This is a genomic window from Paenimyroides viscosum (genome assembly GCF_003858535.1).
In the GTDB taxonomy this organism is placed as follows: Bacteria; Bacteroidota; Bacteroidia; order Flavobacteriales; family Flavobacteriaceae; genus Flavobacterium; species Flavobacterium viscosum.
The window spans coordinates 55,501-76,371 of the sequence record NZ_RQTJ01000013.1 but is presented as its reverse complement, the minus strand read 5'-3'; the positions used below and the strand labels follow the sequence as shown (position 1 = coordinate 76,371).

Here is a 20,871-nt window from a genome sequence, read left to right as displayed (position 1 = left end):
TTGGAAATTAATTCTAATAAAAAAACCGCCTCAAATTTTAATATTGAGACGGCTTCATTTTTTATAGGTGAAAAAATTAGTTAACTTTTTCTATACTTTTCTTTCCACTTTTAACATCCTGAATCGTTTTTTTGCTGATCTCCTTAAGATCTTCTTTAGAAGAAATAACTTCTTTATTAACTTCTTCTTTCGCTTTCTCTACTTTCTTTTCAGCATTTTTAACGGTATTTTTTGCAGCAGTTCCAGCTTTGTTTACAGCGTTTGTAGCTTCTTGTTTTACTTCTTCTGCAGTAGAAATTGCTTCGCCTTTTAAAGTAGCTAATGCAGCTTTTGCTTCATTTAATTTTTTAGTTGCAGCTTGTTTTTCTTCTACAGTTACAGCGTTTTTCAATTCAGCTTCAGCTTCTTTAATTTTAGCATCTAAAGACTCTACTGTATCAGCAACTTCTTCTTTTACAACATTTAATGTATCTTCTACTTGGTTAGTGATAGAATCTAATGTGTTGTCTAAATTTTCTTGTGCAGCATCTTTTTTACAAGATGTGAAAACTAATCCACCAATAACTGCTAATGATAAAACGATTTTTTTCATAATAAATATTTATTTTTAAAATTTAGCAACAAAATTATAACTTTTTAGTATCACTTGGTGAAAAATAGAAAAAAAAAATTTAAATTATAACTTTTGTAAATGATTAGTATCTTTACATTTAATGGAATTGTTTTATGAAAAAAATATTATTCTTTATAGTGTTCTTAACATCAATCATTAATGTGAGTGCTGCTAAGGATCCTTACTATATTAAATCGGTTTCTTTTAATCAAGGAAATGAATCGCTAATTCCCATTTTTAGATTAAATGAACCGTTTCAATTTTCGTTTGATGATTTAATGGGGAGTGAAAGCAACTACTATTATAAAATTGTTCATTGCACGCGTGATTGGAAACCATCGAATTTAAAAGTAACAGAATATCTAAAAGGAATGCAGAATTTGCGGATAAGTACGTTTGAAACTTCGTTTAACACCTTACAAGCTTTTGTGCATTACAAACTTACTTTGCCTAACCGCGATACCAAATTTATGATTTCAGGTAACTATAAGTTAGAAATTTATGATGAAGCCAATGAAAAAGTTATAGAGCGCCGCTTTATATTGTACGAAGATTTGGTTTCTGTTGCCTTAGAAATAAAGAAAACACGTAACCTACAATTTGCACCTGTAAAGCAAAATGTGTACATGACTATTGATTTTAATAATTTTACGGCTCAGAATCCTAAAAAAAACGTAAATGTTCTTATTTTACAAAATGGTCAATGGCATAATGCCCTAACTAATTTAGAACCGCAATATGTTATAGGTAATCAATTTAAATATCAGTATGATGAAGAAACTAACTTTTGGGCAGGTAACGAATATCTTTTTTTAGATAACAGTGATATAAAATTGGTAAACCACAATGTTGCAAAAATAACTAGAAACGATTTGTTTGAAGTTATGCTGCATGCAAAATACCCTTTAAAAGAAAGCAAATTCTATACGTTTTATCAAGATATAAACGGCGGATTTAAAAGTAGAAATGCGCTGCGCCAAAACCATAATACCGAAGCAGATTATGCTTGGGTTTATTTTAATTATCATTTAGATAAACTGCCCGCTTCGCAAAAACTATATATTGTAGGGATGTTTAACAACTATCAATTAATATCAGATTACGAATTAAAGTTTGACGAAGCTTCCCAAGCATACACAACCGCATTGCTTTTAAAACAAGGTTTTACCAATTATAAATATGTAATTGCTAATGAAAACGGAGTAATTTTAGATGAATTAAATCCTGATGGGAACTTTTTTGAAACTGAGAATCAGTACAACGCATTAATATATTACAAAACAGAAAGCGATCGGTACGAGAGAATTATTGGTATGGGTAAAGCCGATAGTAAACTTATTACCAATTAAAAATTTATTTGTAATTTTGGATAAATTCTAAAAAATGGTTTCAAAAATCACAAGGGGAATAAAAATTATTGTAAAAGTGCAGTATGTTAAACAAAGTTTGCATTTAAATAATCTTGTGAACTTTTTTAACTATGAAATTAGTATAGAAAACCAAGGTAACGATGTAGTGCAGCTTTTACGTAGATATTGGCTTATAAAAGATTCGTTTAATAATGATGAAGTAGTGGAAGGAGACGGCGTAATCGGTCAAAAGCCTATTGTAAATCCAAACGAAACTTTTCAGTACACGTCAGGATCATACATTCAAGGCGTGATAGGCAGTATGCAAGGCTACTTTACCTTTGTTAACTTTAGTACATCGCAAATATTTCATGTAAGGATACCCTTGTTTAATATGAGTGTTCCGTATATATATAACTAAAATAATAAATCAAATGTCAACAGGGTTTTTTAACGTTCCAGTGGCTGTAAATGAGCCGGTTAAAACGTATGCTCCGGGAACACCAGAGCGTGAACAAGTGCAACAAGCATTTAAAGAAATGTATCAATCAACGGTTGATGTTCCATTATACATTGGTGGAAAAGAAGTAAGAACAGGATCTACAAAAAATCTTTTTCCTCCGTTTGATCACCAACACCATTTAGGTACATACCATACTGCAACAAAAGATCTTATTCAAGATGCAATTGATGCTGCTTTAGAAGCACGCATTAAATGGTCGCAAATGGCATGGGAACACCGTGCAGCGATCTTTTTAAAAGCTGCTGAATTAGTTGCAGGTCCTTACCGCGCAAAATTAAATGCAGCAACAATGATTGCACAAGGAAAAACAGTTCACCAGGCAGAAATTGATGCTGCTTGTGAGTTTATAGATTTCTTACGTTTCAACGTGCAATACATGACCGAAATTTACAAACAACAGCCAATTTCATCAAAAGGAATTTGGAATAGAGTAGAACAGCGCCCCTTAGAAGGTTTTGTTTACGCTATTACACCATTTAACTTTACGGCTATTGCAGGTAATTTACCTTCTTGTGTAGCAATGATGGGGAATGTTGTGGTTTGGAAACCAGCTGCAACACAAATTTATTCTGCTAATGTTATTGTTGAAATTTTCAAGAAAGCAGGTTTACCAGACGGAGTTATCAACGTAATTTATGGCGATTCTTCTATGATTACGAATACTATTTTAGAATCGGCTGATTTTGCAGGAATCCACTTTACAGGATCAACAGGTGTTTTTAACGATTTCTGGAAAACAATAGGAAACAACATCAGCAAATACAAAACATATCCACGAATTGTAGGTGAAACCGGCGGAAAAGATTTCGTTTGGGCACATCCTACATCAAATGCAAAAGAAGTAGCTACGGCTTTATCGCGTGGTGCTTTTGAATATCAAGGACAAAAATGTTCTGCAGCTTCACGTGCTTATATTCCGGCATCGTTATGGAATGATGTTAAGAATTTTGTGATTGAAGATGTAAAGTCTTTTAAAATGGGATCTACAGAAGATATGAGCAACTTTATGTCGGCAGTGATTTCAGAATCTTCTTTTGATAAATTAGCGAAAGCAATCGATGATGCAAAAGCATCAAGCGAAGCAGAAATTGTTGTTGGTGGTGGGTACGATAAATCTAAAGGCTGGTTTATTGAACCAACTGTTATTGTAACAACAAACCCAATGTACGATACAATGGAGCGCGAATTGTTTGGTCCGGTTTTAACTGTTTATGTTTATGAAGACGATAAATGGGAGGACAGCTTAAAATTGGTCGACAGTACATCGGAATACGCGTTAACAGGCGCAATTTTTTCTGGATGCCGTTATGCAATTGAAACAGCTACAAAAGCTTTAGAAAATGCAGCGGGTAACTTCTATATTAACGATAAACCAACAGGAGCGGTAGTAGGGCAACAACCATTTGGTGGCGCTAGAGGATCGGGAACTAACGATAAAGCAGGTTCTATGATTAACTTGTTGCGTTGGGTTTCTCCACGTACAATTAAAGAAACATTTGTACCAGATACAGATTACAGATATCCGTTTTTAGGATAATATTTTTATAGAAAAACCAGCTGAGAAGCTGGTTTTTTTGTTTTTATAATTATTTCTGTTGGAAATATACTTCTTCGTAAGGTTGAATTAAAACCCAGCCTTCGCCTTGAAACATCATTTGGAATTCTTCACCACTGCCGCGTCCTAATAAACTTTTAAACGAAACATTGGTTTTTAGTTCAGGCTTTAAATTGCCCGACCAAGCTACGGTAGCATTAGGATCTGTAAATACGGGTTCGCCCGGTTTTACCAATAACGTTAACGGATCGCCATGTGTAGAAATTGCTACGTGCCCGTTTCCTGTTAAACGTACTTGAAACAATCCGCCAGACATCATTCCGGCAATGCTTTTAAGCATCGTAATTTCGTTTTTAATACTTTGGTCGTGTGCTAAAATATCGTTCCCATTTACACAAATCGATTCGCCTTCCAGCTTTAAAACTTGTACCTTTTTACCAGAATCGGCAACATATAAACGACCGGTTCCGCTGGCTTTCATTAATTTTGCACCTTCGCCTGTAAGTGTTTTCTTTAACAAGTTTCCTAAGCCACCCGAAAGCATACCTTCACGTTCAAACTTAATGTTTCCAACGTATCCAACCATACTTCCGTTTTTTGTCCAAACAAATTGGTTGTTTAGATTAATCTCTAACATTTGAGGTTTTTCTAACTCAAAATAGTCATGTTCTCTTTCGTTTTGTCGTGTTTTTTCAACAAAAGCAGCAAGTGTGTATTCGCCCATTGTTTTTTTTATTGTTTATTAAAAGTAACAAAAAAATGATTTTAAAAACAAAAAGAGATAACAATTTGTTATCTCTTTTATACTTAACTATTTACTGAACTTTTAAAGATGGTTGTCTTCGTCTTTCCAATCTCTAATTTCTTGTTCAATATCTTCTTTTGTTCTGCCGGTTTTTTCTTGAATTTTACCAATGTATTCATCAAATTTACCTTCGGCAAAAGCTTTGTCATCATCAAACCATTCTCCGTATTTTTGTTTAACGGATCCTTTGATTTTGTTCCATTTTCCTTCTAATTCTAATCTGTTCATAGCAATATGATTTAAAATTAATAATACTAAAGTTATGAAATATAATGTAAGGAAGCTGTTAAAAATATTGTAAATAAAAAACGACCCGAAGGTCGTTTCTTAAAATATATAGAAAAAATTAGTTTTGTTTTTCAGCGAATTCGTCAACAAAATTCTGGTTTTCTTCATAATCAGCTACCATTAATTCTGCATAATCGGCTTTTTTGCCTTTTCTGAATCTACGACCAATTCCATCGAAAATAGAATAAACAACGGGTACAATAACCAACGTTAAAAATAACGATGATAATAAACCACCAATAATTACAATTGCCAATCCACGGTTCATATCGGCACCATCACCTTGTGCCATTGCAATAGGTACCATACCAAATACCATGGCAATAGTGGTCATTAAAATTGGACGGAAACGTGCGTGATTCGCTGCCACTAAAGCATCATAAGTATTATAACCTGCGTCTTTTTTATGGTTGGCAAAATCTACTAACATAATGGCATTTTTTGCAACCAAACCAATTAACATGATAATACCTAAAATGGTAAAGATGTTTAATGTTTGATCTGTTAATGCTAATGCTAATAACGCCCCAATGAACGATAATGGGATTGAGAATAATACAATAAATGGTGTTACAAAACTATCATACAACGCAACCATTACAAAGTACATTAATACAATTGCTGCTAATAAAGCAAAACCTAAAGTACCAAAACCTTCTTGTTGGTTTTCCATGTTACCTCCCCATTTGAACGATACACCAGGTTTAAGTTTTAATTTTTCAAACTCGGCTTGCCATTCTGTTGCAAGTGTACCGGCTGGTTTACCAACAACCTGTGATTGTACAGATACAGACGGTGATTTATCGCGACGTTCTAACAAGGTAGGTCCTGATCCAAAACTTACGTCGGCAAATTGTTCTAACGAAATAGATTGCCCTTGTTGGTTTATGAATTTAATATTTTTAACATCATCTATACTACCACGACCACTTTCGTCATAACGAATATTGATATCATATTCTGTATCGCCACCACGGTATTTAGTGTCTGTGTTTCCAGAAAAAGCAGTTTGCATGGTCATACCTACGGTTGCTACATTTAAACCTAAGGCGTTCATTTTATCACGATCTAGCTTTACGTTGATTTCTGGGTTACCATCTTCTGAAGTTAATTTAACTTCTGATGAACCTGGGATATTACGTAATAAATCGGCAGCTTTGTTTGCGTATTCTAAAGCATCTTCTGTAGATGAAGCAATAACGGTTAACATAAGTGGAGCTTGTTCTGCACCCATAAGTCCAATAGCAACTGTTTTTACTTTAGCACCAACTAAAACTTTTTCCATTTCACGTTTTAATTTAGCTGCGTAAACCTTAGTTGGCTCTTTTTTATTGTAACCATCGGCTAAATAAATCTGCATTTCTGATTTGTATTTTGTACCAGATGTGGTCATCATACCATCAGATGCTTGACCAACGGTTGTAATAACACGTTCAATTTCTGGACGAGCGGCTAAATATGATTCTGCTTTTTGTGTCATGAAGTTGGTTTGCTCTATAGAAGCATCCTTGTTCATTTCTAATTGTAAATAAAATTCTCCTTTATCATTTCCTGGGAAGAAATCGGTACCAATGTATCCTTTTACTAATAGCATAATTGATGCAAAGAAAAGAACAACTGTTAAACCAAGCGAGGTTAATTTGTTTCGGCGGTTTTTTAAAGACCATTCTAAAATTTTAGTAATGAAATCTGTTAATGCAGATAAACCTGCTTCAAATCCGTATAATATCTTACCAAAGAATGAATGTTTAGAAATATGTGATAATTTACCAAAACGTGAATACAACCATGGCACCACTGTAAACGATACAACTAATGATAATAATGTGGCAATTACCACAGTAACACAGAACTGACGTAAGATGTCTGATACTAAACCAGAAGACATTGCAATAGGTAAGAATACTACCACAATTACCAAGGTAATAGCAACAACGGTAAAACCAATTTCTGCAGCACCATCATAAGCAGCGCGTACTTTGTTTTTACCCATTTCCATGTGTCGGTGAATATTTTCAATTACCACAATGGCATCATCCACCAGAATACCAACAACTAACGAAAGTCCTAGTAATGACATTAAGTTAAGGGTGTAACCCATTAAGTATAAGCCAATAAAGGTAGCGACTAGCGATAACGGAATTGCAATAACCGCAATACCTGCATCACGCAAACTATGTAAAAAGAATAACATAATGAAACCTACTAATGCAACAGCAATCATTAAATCGTGCATTACGTTGTTAGCAGAATTAATGGTGTATTCTGTAGAGTCACTTGCTACTTCAATATCTATATTTTTATCGGCATAATCTTTTACGATACCGCTAACAACATTTCCGTCTTTATCTTTAACAGCAATTGTTTGTCTTACTAATTCTGAAACTGCTACGGCATTTGCATCAGATTGTTTGAAAACCTGCATTAAGATGGTATTTTTTTGGTTGATACGAGAAATTTTCTCAATATCTTTAATACCATCTTGCACATCGGCAACATCACTTAAACGAATTGCAACGCCAGAAGGTGTTGTAATTGGTAAGTTACGCATTTGATCTAACGATGTGAATTTACCTGATAAACGAATGGTAGTTTGGCTACCACGTGTTTTAACGTTACCTGTAGGGAAATCTAAGTTAGATGCAGCGATAATTTGCTGAATTTGACTGATAGTTAAACCGTAACCTTGTAATTTTTCAGGGTTTACGCTAACTTGAATTTCGCGTGTTTCACCACCAATTAAATCTACTTTAGCAACACCGGTAATACGTGCAAAAACGGGTTGTATTTTTTGATCTAATAAATCATACAGCTCTTTTTCTGATAAACTAGAAGTAACCGAAAGGTTCATAATAGCAACATCGTCTAAAGAGAATTTACTTAAAGAAGGCGTTTCGGCATCTTCGGGTAAATCGTTTATAACGGCGTTAATTTTTCGCTGGGCATCGGTAAGCAAGAAGTTAACATCGGCACCAGTGTTTAGCGTAATCATTACAACCGAAACACTTTCGAACGATTTCGTTTCAATTTTCTTAACGTTTTCTAGCGATGAAACTGCATCTTCTATAATTTTAGAGACGGATGTTTCTACCTCATTCGGTGCAGCACCCGGATAAACTGTTTGTACAGTAATTACGTTTACATCGAATTTAGGAACTAATTCATATCCTAAACTAAAGTACGACGCGATACCACCAAAAATAAGTAATAAGAATACTACAATGATGATACTTGGTCTTTTTATTGATATTTCAGATATTTTCATTTAAAGCTTCGCTTAATTATTTAATAATTTCAACAGCAGTGCCGTTTAATAAGTTAATTTGTCCGGTTGTGATTACTTGTGTACCTTTTGTAATTCCAGAAATAATTTCAATATTTTCACCAAAAGTTCTTCCTGATACTACTTTTGTTAAAACCGCTTTACCATCTTTAACAACAAATATTTGGTTTGAACTAACACTACCAACAAATGCATTACGAGGAACAACCAAAGCGTTAGCAGATTTTTCGCTTCCAAAAAATGCCGTACCGTACATACCTGCTTTTAAATCGTTGGTTGCATTGTTTTTAATTTCTAATTCTACAGGAAAATTTAAACTTCCATCTGCTTTAGGAGCGATGAATGATACTTTACCAACGAATTCTTGATCTACTAATACTGGTGATTGTACTTTAATAACTTGACCTAATTTTACAAAACCAATGTTTTTTTCGTCTACATTTACTTGTAATTTTAATGTGCCTACATTTACAATTTCAAATAGTTGTTGACCCGGTGATACATAAGAACCTGGTTCAATATTTCTTTTATTAACCACACCTGCAAATGAAGCTGTAATGTTAACATCAGATGCTGTTAATTGTGAAGAACGTAAATTGTTTTTAGCGTTTTCTAACTGTAATTTAACCTGATCTAATTGTTGTTTAGTTACGCCGCCAGATGCATAAGCGCCTTCAAAACGGGCAACTTCTGCTTTTGCATTGTTATAAACAGCTTGTGCGTTAGATAAGCCTACATTTAGCTTATCGCCATCTATTACAGCTAAAGTTTGTCCGGCGCGTACATGCGCACCTTCTTGAACCAATACACGGGTTACTTTACCAGCGGTTTCTGCAGAAAGCATTACTTCTTGTTTTGGTGCAAAAGTTCCATTGGCTATATATTGCGCATTAACATCTTTATAATCGGCTACTTCCACACGCACTGCAACAGCAGCATTTTTTTGACCTACAATAGCTGTTTGTTCTTCGTTTTGTGTTTTGTTTTTATTTAAAACGTACATAATTCCTGCTAAAGCTGCAATTATTACTATTCCTGTTATTATTACTTTTTTCATGTGTAAATGCAATTAGTTTTGTTCTTCTGTTAATGATTTTAATTCTCCTTTTGCTTTGATAAGCTGTATTTCGGCAACTTTATAATCTAGTAAAGCGTTTGTGTGATTGTTTTGTGCATCGGCATATTGTGTTTCTGCATCTAACAAATCGGTTAACGTTGCCAAACCAAATTTGTAATTGTTTTCTATGTTTGTTAATACTTCTTTAGCCAGATTAACATTTTCTTTTTGAACGTTTAAGGTGATTAAAGAGTTGTTTAATTGGGTTACGGCATTTTTTAAAGACATATCTAATGCCAAGCGAGTGTCACGTTTGTCTGCTTCTAAACGTTCAATATCAATCTGTGCCTGCTTAACTTTTGCTTTAACCGATCCACCGTTAAAAATAGGTATGTTTAAATTTAAACCTATTGCCGAATAACTTGACCAGTAAACACCATCGGCAGGTTTTGCAAACCACGGAAATTGAGATCCAAGACCTAAATATCCAAAATTAGCATTCATGCTTAAGCTTGGGTAACCTTGTGCATTAATAGCTTTTTTGTTTAAGACTAATAATTCGCTTTGTTTTTCTAATAACTTAATTTCGGTTCTATTTTCAATATTTACAGAATCATCTACCAACGCATGTTTTGTTATTTCAAAAGTGTTTTCAGGTAGTTCTATATCCTGATTCATATCCATACCTATCAAATATTTCAAAGCGTTTTCTTGTAACTGCAACGCATTAACTAACTGCTGACGGTTGCCTTTTAAATTATTTAAAGTAACATCGATACGGTCTAAATCGATCTTTTTTGCCAAACCGTTATCAAACAAACTTTTAATAACATCACGAACACGGCTTGTATTGTCAATTGTTTTATCAATTGTTGTTAATTGTGATTCTGTTTTATAAGCTTCATAATAACTATTAGCAACTTTTTCAATCACTTGTTCTTCGGTTAACTGAGCGTTTATTTTATAAAACTCTCTTGTACTTTTTGCAGCTTTTAATCCTGTGAAAACAGCCTGATTGAATAATTGCTGATTTAACGAAACTGCTGCTGTAGATTGCCATGGCTGCCCAAAAGGAATCATTATAATTTCACCGGGTCTGCCTAACATATCCCCAGGTAAAGCACTTTTTTGTAAAATAGCGTTATAAGTTAATGTACCGTTTGCGCTAATTTGTGGTAAAGCATTAGCGCGAACTTCATCTATCTGGTATTCGCTATTTTCTACATCTAAACGCGCTTTAACAGCCTCTGCTTTATTTTGCAAGGCGTAATTAACCGCATCTTTAAGCGTTAAACGTTCTTGCGCTTGGGCAAAGAATCCTAAAAACGCTAATAAAATTGAAATTCTATATTTCATTGGTATTTATGATTTTTGTAATAATTGTTCTAATATTTCTAATCCTTTTGGGGTAACTATTCCCCTTAAATGGTATTCTAATAATTTGTAGTTTAATTCCTCTAAAGATTGTGTGCTTTGCAGGTTAATAAACACTTCATCACTAAAAAATGCAGTGGTGCTTGCAAAGAAGATTTTTCCTACAAAATCAATATCAATATCACTTCGGTAATAACCTTGTTCCACGCCGTCACGAAGATTTCTTAGAATGGTAAAATCGTAATTTTCGTGTTTCTTTTGCTGGATACGTTCAGCTAGTTTTGGGTAATATTTGTTAAATTGATAGATAGTACTCGCTTGAATATTTTGTCCAAACAAATCACCTAAACAATTCTTCATTTCAAAATGTTCGTGTATGGGAGTTTTACAGTTCCCTGCAATATTCTTTATTTTATCAGATGCTGTTAAAAATACATAATCTACCGTTGCTTTAACCAATTCATCTTTAGCCGAAAAATGCTGATAAATAGTTTTTTTTGAAATTCCTAACTCCTTAGCAATATCATCCATAGTAACAGTTTTAAAGCCGTTTTGAATGAATAGTTCTAAAGATTTCTTTAATACCGTCTCTTTCATTAGTCAAAAAGTTTCGGCAAAGATAGGCAGGAAACTTTAAATACCAAAAAAGTTTCCAAAGTTTTTTTTAAAATTTTATTTACATGATTAATTAGCTTACATTTGTATTCTTGAAACGAAGTTTATACCTTTTATGAATAATTTCATTGAATACAAAAGCGCTGTCGCTGATTACATAAATCAAATTAATTTTAAAAAAGAACCAAAGGAACTTTACGAACCAATAGGTTATATTGCCAATTTGGGTGGTAAACGTTTACGTCCGCTGCTTACCCTTTTTGCAGCCGAGGTTTTTGGTGCTAAACCAACCGATGCAATTCATGCAGCAGTTGCTATTGAGCTGTTTCATAATTTTTCGTTGATACACGACGATATTATGGACGAAGCGCCTTTAAGAAGAGGTAATAAAACCGTTCATGAAAAATGGAATCTGAATACCGGAATTTTATCGGGCGATGCCATGCTGATTTTGGCTTATCAGTATTTCGAGAATTACGAACCTGCTATTTTTAAGGATCTTGCTAAATTATTCAGTAAAACGGCATTAGAAGTTTGTGAAGGACAACAGCTTGATATTAATTTTGAAACTCGAAATAACGTTAGTATTCCCGAATACATTAAAATGATTGAATACAAAACGGCGGTTTTAGTAGGTGCAGCTTTAGAAATGGGGGCTATTGTTGCAAAAACATCCGAAAACAACAAAGTTGCTATTTATAATTTTGGTCGAGATTTAGGAATTGCCTTTCAGTTGCAAGACGATTATTTAGATGCTTTTGGCGAAACGGCGACATTTGGAAAACAAATTGGTGGCGATATTTTAGAGAATAAAAAAACGTATTTGTATTTACGATCTTTAGAAAATGCTTCGGAAACCGACAAAGCAGAATTGATAAACTGGTTTGCATCAAAAGAGGGCGGGCAAGAAAAAATTGAAGCTGTTAAATCATTGTTCCAAAAAACAAATGCAACAGCCGATACACAACTTTTAATAGAAAAATATACTCAGAAAGCATTGTTGCAATTAGAAACATTAGAAATTCCGATTCATTTTAAAGAAGAATTAAAAGAATTTGCTTTATCATTAATGAGCAGAACTGTATAAATTGAAAAATCCGAAACAAACGTTTCGGATTTTTTATGTCTAAAAATAAATCAATCTAAAAGAAAACGCGGATAAAAGGCATCCAAGCTTGGTTGTAAACCAAATCACCTTCTTTATATAAAACATTATATCGTACGCCAATTGTCACGTTTCCACTAGTATAACCAGCGCCTAAAAACAATGCGGTGTTCCAAAAGTTTTCTTTATGGTAAGAACTAATTTGGTTATCAACCCAAATATTATTTACACGTAATTGTTCCAATTCTGCCGAAAGCTGAATCATTTCTGCCGGACTATAAATTCCCAAGATATTAGCACCGTACGATGTGCTTTCGTAAAAACCTTTCGATTTCATATAATTAAACTGCAATCCCAAACCTGCCGAAAATTGTTCGGTAATTGGTTTTAAAGCCATTGGCGAAACCGCAATATTGGTAAAACCGCTGCCGAAAGCCAAGCCTAAACCGCCACCAAATTGTACATCGCTAAAAAAAGTAGTGGTACGTGGTTGGTAGGTATCTTGATTTTCTTGTGCAAACGAATTAAATCCAAGTAGAAAGCAAGCTGTAAGTGTGTAAAATATTTTTTTCATAAGGATTAAATTTTCGCTAATATATTAATTAAACAGTTAAATATATCTTAACACACAAAAAGTGTACCTATAAAGTTAGAAAAGTAACTTTGCGAATAATGAAAAATTAATTTTAAAAAAGTAAGTAATATAATAAAGTTGCTAAAATTTTAAAGATTAAAAGCATTATCCCTAAAAAACTATGATTAAAGTAGATAGGTTAACGTAATTCAAAAAAACACTTGTCTAAAAAATAAAGTATAAAACTATATGAAATGTTGTATTATTAATTGAAACTATTGTATTTTTGTGAAAATTTTTTAACGAAAAAAAGAGTCATTAGACAAATATTATGGATAGGTTTTCCTTTTTAAACGCTGCACATACCTCATTTTTTGCCGATTTATACGATCAGTACTTAACAAGTCCTGATAGTGTTGAACCAAGTTGGAGAAGTTTTTTTCAAGGGTTCGATTTTGCAAATGAGTTCAATGGTGGTCCGGTAGAACAATTATCAAATGCATACCAAGGTTCTGGAGAATCGGCAGTTATAGCTGATTCAGTTAAAAAAGAATTTGCGGTTTTAAAGTTGATCGATGCTTACAGAACGCACGGTCACTTACTAACAAAAACAAATCCCCTAATAGAAAAAACTGGTGAAGCTCCCGATTTTTCTATCGAAAAGTTTGGTCTTACACAAGCAGATTTAAACGTTACTTTTGATGCTGCACAAAGCGTTCACATACCAAAAGGTACTTTACAACAAATTATAGATCATTTACAAAATACCTATTGTACTACTTTAGGTATTGAATATATGTATATCCCGAGCGAAGAAAAAGTTCAATGGATTTCTAAATATGTTGAATCTAAAGTATCCGATTTAACTACAGATCAGCAGAAACATATATTAGAAAAACTAGTTCAGGCTGCGGCTTTCGAGAATTTCTTTCATACAAAATATGTAGGTCAGAAACGTTTTTCGTTAGAAGGATTAGAAGCTACCATTCCTGCAATTGATGCTATGATTGAAGCTGCGGGATCAGCAGGTGTAGAAGATGTAGTTATTGGAATGGCGCACCGCGGACGTTTAAATATTTTGGCGAATATCATGCAAAAACCTGCACAGAATATCTTTACAGAATTCGACGGGAAAGATTATGCCGATGTTGCCGATACGTTTGATGGTGATGTGAAGTACCATTTAGGATACACATCTAACCGTGAAACAAAATCAGGAAATAAAATTACCTTAAATTTAGCACCAAACCCATCGCATTTAGAAACTGTTGGTGCGGTTATAGAAGGTGTGGTTCGTGCAAAACAAGATAAATTATACGCAGACAATTTTTCTAAAGTATTGCCAATTGCCTTACATGGCGATGCTGCCGTAGCAGGTCAGGGTATTGTGTACGAAATTGTTCAAATGAGCAAGTTACGCGCTTACCAAACAGCCGGAACTATTCACGTGGTTTTAAACAACCAAGTTGGTTTTACAACAAGTTATAAAGATGCACGTTCGGGTGTTTATTCTACAGATATTGCTAAAGTTGTTGCAGCACCGGTTGTTCACGTAAATGCAGATGATACCGAAGCGGCTGTTAAAGCAATGTTGTTTGCTTTGGCGTACCGTATGGAGTTTAAGGAAGATGTTTTTGTTGATTTGGTTGGATACCGTAAATACGGACATAACGAAGGTGACGAACCACGTTTTACCCAACCAATTTTATATAAATTAATCTCTAAACATCAAAATGCACGTAACCTATACAATGCGCGTTTAATTGAACATAAAATCATTGAAGACGGATACGTTGGATCTTTAGAAGATAAATACAAGGCTATTTTAGAAGAAAATTTAACAGCAGCAAAAGCAACAGAAAAAGCAGTGGTTATTCCGTTCATGGAAAAAGAGTGGGAGGGATACCATATTGCAAATGTTGATCGTATGTTGCAAACGTATGATACAAAAGTATCGCGCGAAATGTTAGATGATGTAGCACCAACATTAACAGCACTGCCTACAGATATTAAATTCATCAGCAAAATATCTAAACTAATCAAAGATCGTTATACTATGTATTACGAAACCAACCGTTTAGATTGGGCAATGGGTGAGTTGTTAGCTTACGGAACGTTGATTTCAGAAGGTTACGATGTTCGTTTTACAGGACAAGATGTGCAACGCGGAACGTTTTCGCATCGTCATGCAGTTATTAAAAACGAAGAAACCGAAGAAGAATATGTACCTTTAAACAACATAAAATCACAAAACGGACAAATGCGTATTTACAACTCGCATTTATCAGAATATGCTGTTTTAGGTTTTGAATACGGATATGCAATGGCAAATCCAAAAGCGTTAACAATTTGGGAAGCACAGTTCGGAGATTTCTCTAACGGCGCTCAAATTATGATCGATCAATATATCGCTGCTGGTGAAGATAAATGGGGAAGCCAAAACGGTATCGTTATGTTATTGCCACATGGTTATGAACATCAAGGAGCAGAACATTCATCGGCACGTTTAGAGCGTTACTTACAGCTTTGTGCAAACCACAATATGTATGTAGCAAACTGTACAACGCCTGCCAATCATTTCCACATGTTGCGTCGCCAAATGATTACCGATTTTAGAAAACCATTGGTAATCATGTCGCCAAAATCATTGTTACGTCATCCCGAAGCTACTTCAACTATCGAAGAATTAACAAGCGGATCGTTCCAAACAATTGTAGATGATCCAAAGGTTCAAGATAAATCAGCAGTAAAAACACTGGCTTTTGTTTCAGGTAAATTCTATTACGATTTACAGGCAGAAAAAGAAAATTTAGGCAGAAACGATGTTGCTTTTGTAAGAGTTGAACAATTGTTTCCGCTAGATAATGATAAATTAAAAGAAGTAATTGCTTCTTACCCGAATGTTGAAGATTATGTTTGGGCACAAGAAGAACCTAAAAACATGGGTGCTTACGGTTATATGCTAATGAATTTTGATTTGGTCAAATTCCGTTTGGCATCACCCGCAGCCGCAGCTGCTCCGGCAGCAGGTTCATCAGTTCGATCTAAAGCAAGATATGCAAAAGCAATTGCTAAAGTATTCGATAAAAATTTATAATTTTAGAAAGTTTTTCAAATAACACAATATTAAATTAATATACTCATGAGTATCTTAGAAATGAAAGTTCCTTCGCCAGGAGAGTCAATCACAGAAGTGGAAATTGCTACTTGGTTAGTAAAAGACGGAGACTATGTAGAGAAAGACCAAGCAATTGCTGAGGTTGATTCTGACAAAGCAACTTTAGAATTACCTGCTGAAGCTAGTGGTATTATTACTTTAAAAGCGGAAGAAGGAGATGCTGTGGCTGTTGGTCAAGTAGTTTGTTTAATCGATACAAGTGCTGCAAAACCATCGGGTAGCGCACCTGCTGCCGAAGCTCCAAAAGCTGAAGAGAAAAAAGAAGAAGTTAAGGTTGCTCCGGCTCCTGCATCTGCACCAGCTGCTACGTATGCAACAGGATCTGCATCGCCGGCTGCTAAAAAAATATTAGACGAGAAAAGCATCGATGCTGCATCTGTTCAAGGTACAGGTAAAGATGGTCGTGTTACTAAAGAAGATGCTTTAAACGCAACACCTTCAATGGGAACACCAACAGGCGGACCTCGTGGAACAGAGCGCAAAAAAATGTCTATGTTACGCAGAAAAGTAGCAGAGCGTTTGGTTGAAGCTAAAAATACAACAGCAATGTTAACTACTTTTAATGAAGTTAACTTAACTGAAGTAAATAAATTACGTACCGAATTTAAAGAAGCTTTTAAAGCAAAACACAATGCATCGTTAGGTTTTATGTCATTCTTTACAAAAGCGGTAACTCGTGCTTTACAGTTGTTTCCTGATGTGAACTCAATGATCGATGGTCAAGAGCAAATTAAATTTGATTTTGCTGATATCTCTATCGCGGTTTCAGGACCAAAAGGATTAATGGTTCCGGTTGTTCGCAACGCAGAATTATTATCTTTCCGTGGTGTTGAAGCAGAAATCAAGCGTTTGGCAACAAGAGCACGTGACGGACAAATTACGGTTGACGAAATGACAGGAGGAACTTTTACAATTACCAATGGTGGTGTATTTGGATCTATGTTGTCAACGCCAATTATAAACCCACCACAATCAGGTATTTTAGGAATGCACAATATCATCGAGCGTCCTGTTGCAGTAAACGGACAAGTAGTTATTGCGCCAATGATGTACATTGCATTATCTTATGACCACAGAATTATCGATGGTCGTGAGTCTGTTGGTTTCTTGGTAGCTGTTAAAGAAGCTTTAGAAAATCCAATGGAGTTGTTAATGAACAACGATCCTAAAAAAGCTTTGGAATTATAATATTTTATTGTTTTTTATATTGCTAAAGTCTTTCTAATTGGGAAGACTTTTTTTGTTAGCTTTTCGTAGCTTTGTTTTCTAATATCTAATAAAAATATGAGTTCAAAGAAATCAGCTGCAATTGGTTTTATATTCATTACAATGTTAATCGACATTATAGGAATAGGCATTATTATTCCTGTAATTCCCAAACTTTTACAAGAATTAAATCATTCCGATATTAGCGAAGCTGCACAATTAGGTGGTTGGCTGGCATTTGCCTACGCATTTACCCAGTTTTTGTGTGCGCCGTTAATGGGCAGTTTGTCTGATAAATATGGCAGAAGACCCGTTCTGTTGATTTCATTGCTGGCATTCGCAGTGGATTATTTAGTGTTGGCATTGGCGCCAAATGTACCATGGCTATTCGTTGGTAGAATTATTGCAGGTATAACCGGAGCCAGTATTTCTACGGCAATGGCTTATATATCAGATGTTAGTACACCCGAAAATAAAGCCAAGAATTTTGGTTTGGTTGGTGCAGCTTTTGGTATCGGATTCATTATTGGTCCTGTAATTGGCGGTTTGTTGGGGCAGTTTGGCTCACGCGTGCCTTTTTATGCTGCGGCTGCTTTGTGTTTTGTGAATTTTGTGTACGGATATTTTGTTTTGCCTGAATCATTAACTCCTGAAAAACGTAGGGTTTTTGAATGGAAAGCAGCAAACCCAATTGGAGCTCTAGCTCGATTAAAAAAGTTTCCGAATATTATAGGTTTGGTTGTAGCCATGTTTTTTATGTATTTTGCATCGCATGCCGTGAACGGAAATTGGAGTTTTTATACCATGTACCGATACAATTGGGACGAACGTATGGTGGGTATTTCGCTAGGTGTTGTTGGTGTTTTGGTAGCATTGGTGCACGGTGTTTTGGTTCGATTTGTGAATCCGCGAATAGGTAACGGTAAAAGTATTTTAATAGGATATTCTGTGAATTCGGTCGGTTTGTTGTTGATTGCTTTTGCATCACAAGAATGGATGGTTTTTGTGTTCTTGATTCCTTATTGTTTGGGCGGTTTGGCAGGTCCGGCAATTCAATCGGAAATCACTAATCATGTTCCGGCAAACGAACAAGGACAAATTCAGGGAACGTTGGCTAGTTTAAATAGTGCCACAGCGACTTTTGGACCATTGGTAATGACAAGTATCTTTTATTTCTTTACACACGATTCGGCTCCGTTTAAATTTCCGGGCGCACCGTTTGTTTTGGCATCAATATTAATGGTTTTCGCTTTTTTCATGGCTTACAAAGGATTAAAGAAAACACAATCTATATAAAATGAGTAGTTTTTATTATATCGACAGAAGCAATGTTTCGTTTGAAGATTTTATTGCTTCGCCCGAAATTAAAAGTCATTTAATGGCGTTTTTGCACGAACAGCAGTTTAAGCATTTGTTCGATCAGTATAAAATTCCAATTTCTAACAAATTGCTTTTGTATGGCGACAGCGGTTGCGGTAAAACCATGACGGCGAAAGTGATTGCAAATCATTTGAACAAAAAATTAATGATTGTGAATTTAGCAACAATTATTTCATCAAAATTGGGCGAAACAGCTAAAAATTTAGATTTGCTGTTTAAAGAATCTCAGTACGAAAGTATGGTTTTGCTGTTAGATGAATTTGATTCGTTAGGGCAGATTCGTGATTACGACAATAAAGATAATTCGGAAATGAAACGTGTGGTAAATGCCATTATTCAGTTAATGGATTATTTTCCGCAGAAATCGATCTTAATTGCAGCTACAAATCAAATTCACATGATTGATGAAGCTTTGAAACGCAGATTTGAATGGCAGGTTTCGTACGAAAAACCATCTAATGAATTATTGGATGATCTATACGATACCCTTAAAATTCCGATTCCAGAGAAGTATCATCCCAAAAAACGTTTATATCAGGCATCGTACGCACAAGCGAAAGACGATTTTTATAAACAGGTGAAACAAAATATTATAAACGAACAATTGTCTTAAAAATGGCAAATAACATAATGGACTGGAAACAGTTACTTTCTTTAAAAAAATTTGGCGATACAAAAGTTCGCGAACGTAAAGATGAAAATCCATCACGAATTGGATTTGAAGTTGATTACGACCGAATTATTTTCTCAAACGCATTTCGCAGTTTGCAGGATAAAACGCAGGTAATTCCGCTATCGAAAACCGATTTTGTACACACCCGTTTAACGCATAGTCTGGAAGTTTCGGTTGTTGGTCGATCTATTGGTCGGTTGGCAGGTGCGCAGATTATCGAAAAATATTCCGAATTATCAAATTTAGGCTACACGATTAATGATTTCGGAGCCATAGTTGCTGCAGCTTGTCTGTGTCACGATATCGGAAATCCGCCGTTTGGACATTCAGGTGAAAAAGCAATAGGTGATTTTTTCAAGCATGGAGCAGGTGAGCATTTTCGATTAGATTTAGAACCAGCACAATGGCAAGATTTGATTGATTTTGAAGGAAATGCGAACGGATATCATATTTTAACTGATTCACGTCCGGGTGCCGAAGGTGGTTTGCGCATTTCGTATGCAACGTTGGGCGCTTTTATGAAATATCCAAAAGAGAGTCTTCCTAAAAAACCAACCAACGAAATTTCCGATAAGAAATACGGATTTTTTCAAGCAGATAAATCAAGCTTTTTAGATGTTGCCGATACACTTGGATTGCTGAAAAGAGAAGGGGAGACGTTGCGTTATTTACGCCATCCGCTAACGTATTTGGTAGAAGCTGCCGATGATATTTGTTACACGATTATTGATTTTGAAGACGGAATTAATTTAGGTTGGATTCCTGAAGAACACGCGTTGGAATTTTTAATTAAGATTGTAAAAAATAACATCAATTCTGTAAAATATGCGCAATTACAAACAAAAGCAGAGCGTGTAAGTTATTTACGTGCCTTAGCAATTGGCAGTTTAATTAACGATGTGGTGCGTGTGTTCATGGAAAACGAAGAAGAAATTTTAAAAGGAAATTTCCCTTTTGCACTAACAGATAAATGTGCGTATGTGGCGCAAATGAAAGATATTATCACCATAAGTATTTCTAACGTTTACGAAAGTAAAGAAGTGATAGAAAAGGAAGTAGTTGGTTATAAAGTGCTGCACACCTTATTAGAAAAATTTATTGCTGCAACAAACAATAAGTTCAACGGAACTGCTACACATTACGACGAACTGATATTGAAACTTTTGCCAGAACAATATCAAACCGAAAATGAAAGTCTGTATTTGCGTTTATTGAATGTATGCAGGTTTATTTCGTTGTTGACCGATGGTAAGGCGTTAGAATTGTATCATTCTATTGTTGGGAGATAGAAAC

At 34.9% G+C, this 20,871-nt stretch carries 17 protein-coding genes; 9 read left to right on the top strand and 8 right to left on the bottom strand.

The annotated features are described in order from the left end of the window. Nucleotides 1–76: 76 nt before the first annotated feature. Nucleotides 77–592: a hypothetical protein gene (locus EG242_RS07900; RefSeq protein ID WP_124899349.1), complete on the bottom strand. Its 516-nt coding sequence runs from the start codon at nucleotides 590–592 to the stop codon at nucleotides 77–79. A 134-nt stretch (nucleotides 593–726) separates the two neighbouring features. On the opposite strand from EG242_RS07900, the gene EG242_RS07895 reads away from it, so the two are divergent. Genes EG242_RS07895 through pruA form a run of 3 tightly spaced genes read left to right on the top strand, consistent with a single transcriptional unit; the run spans nucleotide 727 to nucleotide 4,022 of the window. Next, nucleotides 727–1,962, top strand: a complete 1,236-nt coding sequence (locus EG242_RS07895) for a type IX secretion system plug protein (protein ID WP_124899348.1) — start codon at nucleotides 727–729, stop codon at nucleotides 1,960–1,962. Nucleotides 1,963–1,996: 34 nt separating this feature from the next. Then, nucleotides 1,997–2,383 carry a Co2+/Mg2+ efflux protein ApaG gene (gene apaG, locus EG242_RS07890; RefSeq protein WP_124899347.1) on the top strand — a complete coding sequence of 129 codons (387 nt, stop codon included), beginning with the start codon at nucleotides 1,997–1,999 and terminating at the stop codon, nucleotides 2,381–2,383. Between the two features lie 13 nt (nucleotides 2,384–2,396). Further along, nucleotides 2,397–4,022, top strand: a complete 1,626-nt coding sequence (gene pruA / locus EG242_RS07885) for an L-glutamate gamma-semialdehyde dehydrogenase (RefSeq protein ID WP_124899346.1) — start codon at nucleotides 2,397–2,399, stop codon at nucleotides 4,020–4,022. A gap of 49 nt (nucleotides 4,023–4,071) precedes the next feature. Here pruA and EG242_RS07880 read toward each other — a convergent pair whose 3' ends face one another. The 6 genes from EG242_RS07880 to EG242_RS07855 all read right to left on the bottom strand — a co-directional run bounded on the left by EG242_RS07880 (nucleotide 4,072) and on the right by EG242_RS07855 (nucleotide 11,444). Then, nucleotides 4,072–4,764, bottom strand: a complete 693-nt coding sequence (locus EG242_RS07880) for an AIM24 family protein (RefSeq protein WP_124899345.1) — start codon at nucleotides 4,762–4,764, stop codon at nucleotides 4,072–4,074. 102 nt (nucleotides 4,765–4,866) lie between these two features. Beyond that, on the bottom strand, nucleotides 4,867–5,073 hold the full coding sequence (locus EG242_RS07875; protein WP_124899344.1) for a CsbD family protein: 207 nt from the start codon (nucleotides 5,071–5,073) through the stop codon (nucleotides 4,867–4,869). Between the two features lie 118 nt (nucleotides 5,074–5,191). Continuing rightward, a complete protein-coding gene (locus EG242_RS07870; protein ID WP_124899343.1) occupies nucleotides 5,192–8,398 on the bottom strand; it encodes an efflux RND transporter permease subunit in 3,207 nt (1,068 codons plus the stop codon). Between the two features lie 16 nt (nucleotides 8,399–8,414). Next, a complete protein-coding gene (locus EG242_RS07865; protein ID WP_124899342.1) occupies nucleotides 8,415–9,473 on the bottom strand; it encodes an efflux RND transporter periplasmic adaptor subunit in 1,059 nt (352 codons plus the stop codon). A 12-nt stretch (nucleotides 9,474–9,485) separates the two neighbouring features. After that, complete coding sequence (locus EG242_RS07860) at nucleotides 9,486–10,829, bottom strand: TolC family protein (RefSeq protein ID WP_124899341.1); 1,344 nt, start codon at nucleotides 10,827–10,829, stop codon at nucleotides 9,486–9,488. Nucleotides 10,830–10,835: 6 nt separating this feature from the next. Then, nucleotides 10,836–11,444 (bottom strand): TetR/AcrR family transcriptional regulator, encoded by a 609-nt coding sequence (locus tag EG242_RS07855; RefSeq protein WP_124899340.1) that lies wholly within the window; start codon nucleotides 11,442–11,444, stop codon nucleotides 10,836–10,838. Between the two features lie 133 nt (nucleotides 11,445–11,577). On the opposite strand from EG242_RS07855, the gene EG242_RS07850 reads away from it, so the two are divergent. Next, a complete protein-coding gene (locus EG242_RS07850; protein ID WP_124899339.1) occupies nucleotides 11,578–12,549 on the top strand; it encodes a polyprenyl synthetase family protein in 972 nt (323 codons plus the stop codon). Nucleotides 12,550–12,604: 55 nt separating this feature from the next. On the opposite strand, the gene EG242_RS07845 is transcribed toward EG242_RS07850, so the two are convergent. Continuing rightward, nucleotides 12,605–13,141, bottom strand: a complete 537-nt coding sequence (locus EG242_RS07845) for a hypothetical protein (protein ID WP_124899338.1) — start codon at nucleotides 13,139–13,141, stop codon at nucleotides 12,605–12,607. A gap of 331 nt (nucleotides 13,142–13,472) precedes the next feature. Between EG242_RS07845 and EG242_RS07840 the strand changes: the two genes are divergently transcribed. The 5 genes from EG242_RS07840 to dgt all read left to right on the top strand — a co-directional run bounded on the left by EG242_RS07840 (nucleotide 13,473) and on the right by dgt (nucleotide 20,867). After that, nucleotides 13,473–16,238, top strand: coding sequence for a 2-oxoglutarate dehydrogenase E1 component (locus tag EG242_RS07840; RefSeq protein ID WP_124899337.1), 2,766 nt, complete (start codon nucleotides 13,473–13,475; stop codon nucleotides 16,236–16,238). 45 nt (nucleotides 16,239–16,283) lie between these two features. Further along, on the top strand, nucleotides 16,284–17,507 hold the full coding sequence (odhB, locus tag EG242_RS07835; protein WP_124899336.1) for a 2-oxoglutarate dehydrogenase complex dihydrolipoyllysine-residue succinyltransferase: 1,224 nt from the start codon (nucleotides 16,284–16,286) through the stop codon (nucleotides 17,505–17,507). A 96-nt stretch (nucleotides 17,508–17,603) separates the two neighbouring features. Continuing rightward, complete coding sequence (locus EG242_RS07830) at nucleotides 17,604–18,821, top strand: TCR/Tet family MFS transporter (protein WP_124899335.1); 1,218 nt, start codon at nucleotides 17,604–17,606, stop codon at nucleotides 18,819–18,821. Nucleotide 18,822: 1 nt separating this feature from the next. Next, nucleotides 18,823–19,518, top strand: coding sequence for an AAA family ATPase (locus EG242_RS07825; RefSeq protein ID WP_124899334.1), 696 nt, complete (start codon nucleotides 18,823–18,825; stop codon nucleotides 19,516–19,518). A 17-nt stretch (nucleotides 19,519–19,535) separates the two neighbouring features. Then, nucleotides 19,536–20,867 carry a dGTP triphosphohydrolase gene (dgt, locus tag EG242_RS07820; protein WP_203227691.1) on the top strand — a complete coding sequence of 444 codons (1,332 nt, stop codon included), beginning with the start codon at nucleotides 19,536–19,538 and terminating at the stop codon, nucleotides 20,865–20,867. The last annotated feature ends 4 nt before the right edge of the window (nucleotides 20,868–20,871 follow it).

Coding starts and splice junctions, on each gene's coding strand:
- EG242_RS07845 (WP_124899338.1), bottom strand. CDS start 13,141: ATGAAAAAAATATTTTACACACTTACAGCTTGCTTTCTACTTGGATTT.
- dgt (WP_203227691.1), top strand. CDS start 19,536: ATGGACTGGAAACAGTTACTTTCTTTAAAAAAATTTGGCGATACAAAA.
- EG242_RS07895 (WP_124899348.1), top strand. CDS start 727: ATGAAAAAAATATTATTCTTTATAGTGTTCTTAACATCAATCATTAAT.
- apaG (WP_124899347.1), top strand. CDS start 1,997: ATGGTTTCAAAAATCACAAGGGGAATAAAAATTATTGTAAAAGTGCAG.
- EG242_RS07830 (WP_124899335.1), top strand. CDS start 17,604: ATGAGTTCAAAGAAATCAGCTGCAATTGGTTTTATATTCATTACAATG.
- EG242_RS07855 (WP_124899340.1), bottom strand. CDS start 11,444: ATGAAAGAGACGGTATTAAAGAAATCTTTAGAACTATTCATTCAAAAC.
- EG242_RS07840 (WP_124899337.1), top strand. CDS start 13,473: ATGGATAGGTTTTCCTTTTTAAACGCTGCACATACCTCATTTTTTGCC.
- EG242_RS07875 (WP_124899344.1), bottom strand. CDS start 5,073: ATGAACAGATTAGAATTAGAAGGAAAATGGAACAAAATCAAAGGATCC.
- EG242_RS07900 (WP_124899349.1), bottom strand. CDS start 592: ATGAAAAAAATCGTTTTATCATTAGCAGTTATTGGTGGATTAGTTTTC.
- EG242_RS07865 (WP_124899342.1), bottom strand. CDS start 9,473: ATGAAAAAAGTAATAATAACAGGAATAGTAATAATTGCAGCTTTAGCA.
- odhB (WP_124899336.1), top strand. CDS start 16,284: ATGAGTATCTTAGAAATGAAAGTTCCTTCGCCAGGAGAGTCAATCACA.
- EG242_RS07880 (WP_124899345.1), bottom strand. CDS start 4,764: ATGGGCGAATACACACTTGCTGCTTTTGTTGAAAAAACACGACAAAAC.
- pruA (WP_124899346.1), top strand. CDS start 2,397: ATGTCAACAGGGTTTTTTAACGTTCCAGTGGCTGTAAATGAGCCGGTT.
- EG242_RS07860 (WP_124899341.1), bottom strand. CDS start 10,829: ATGAAATATAGAATTTCAATTTTATTAGCGTTTTTAGGATTCTTTGCC.
- EG242_RS07850 (WP_124899339.1), top strand. CDS start 11,578: ATGAATAATTTCATTGAATACAAAAGCGCTGTCGCTGATTACATAAAT.
- EG242_RS07825 (WP_124899334.1), top strand. CDS start 18,823: ATGAGTAGTTTTTATTATATCGACAGAAGCAATGTTTCGTTTGAAGAT.
- EG242_RS07870 (WP_124899343.1), bottom strand. CDS start 8,398: ATGAAAATATCTGAAATATCAATAAAAAGACCAAGTATCATCATTGTA.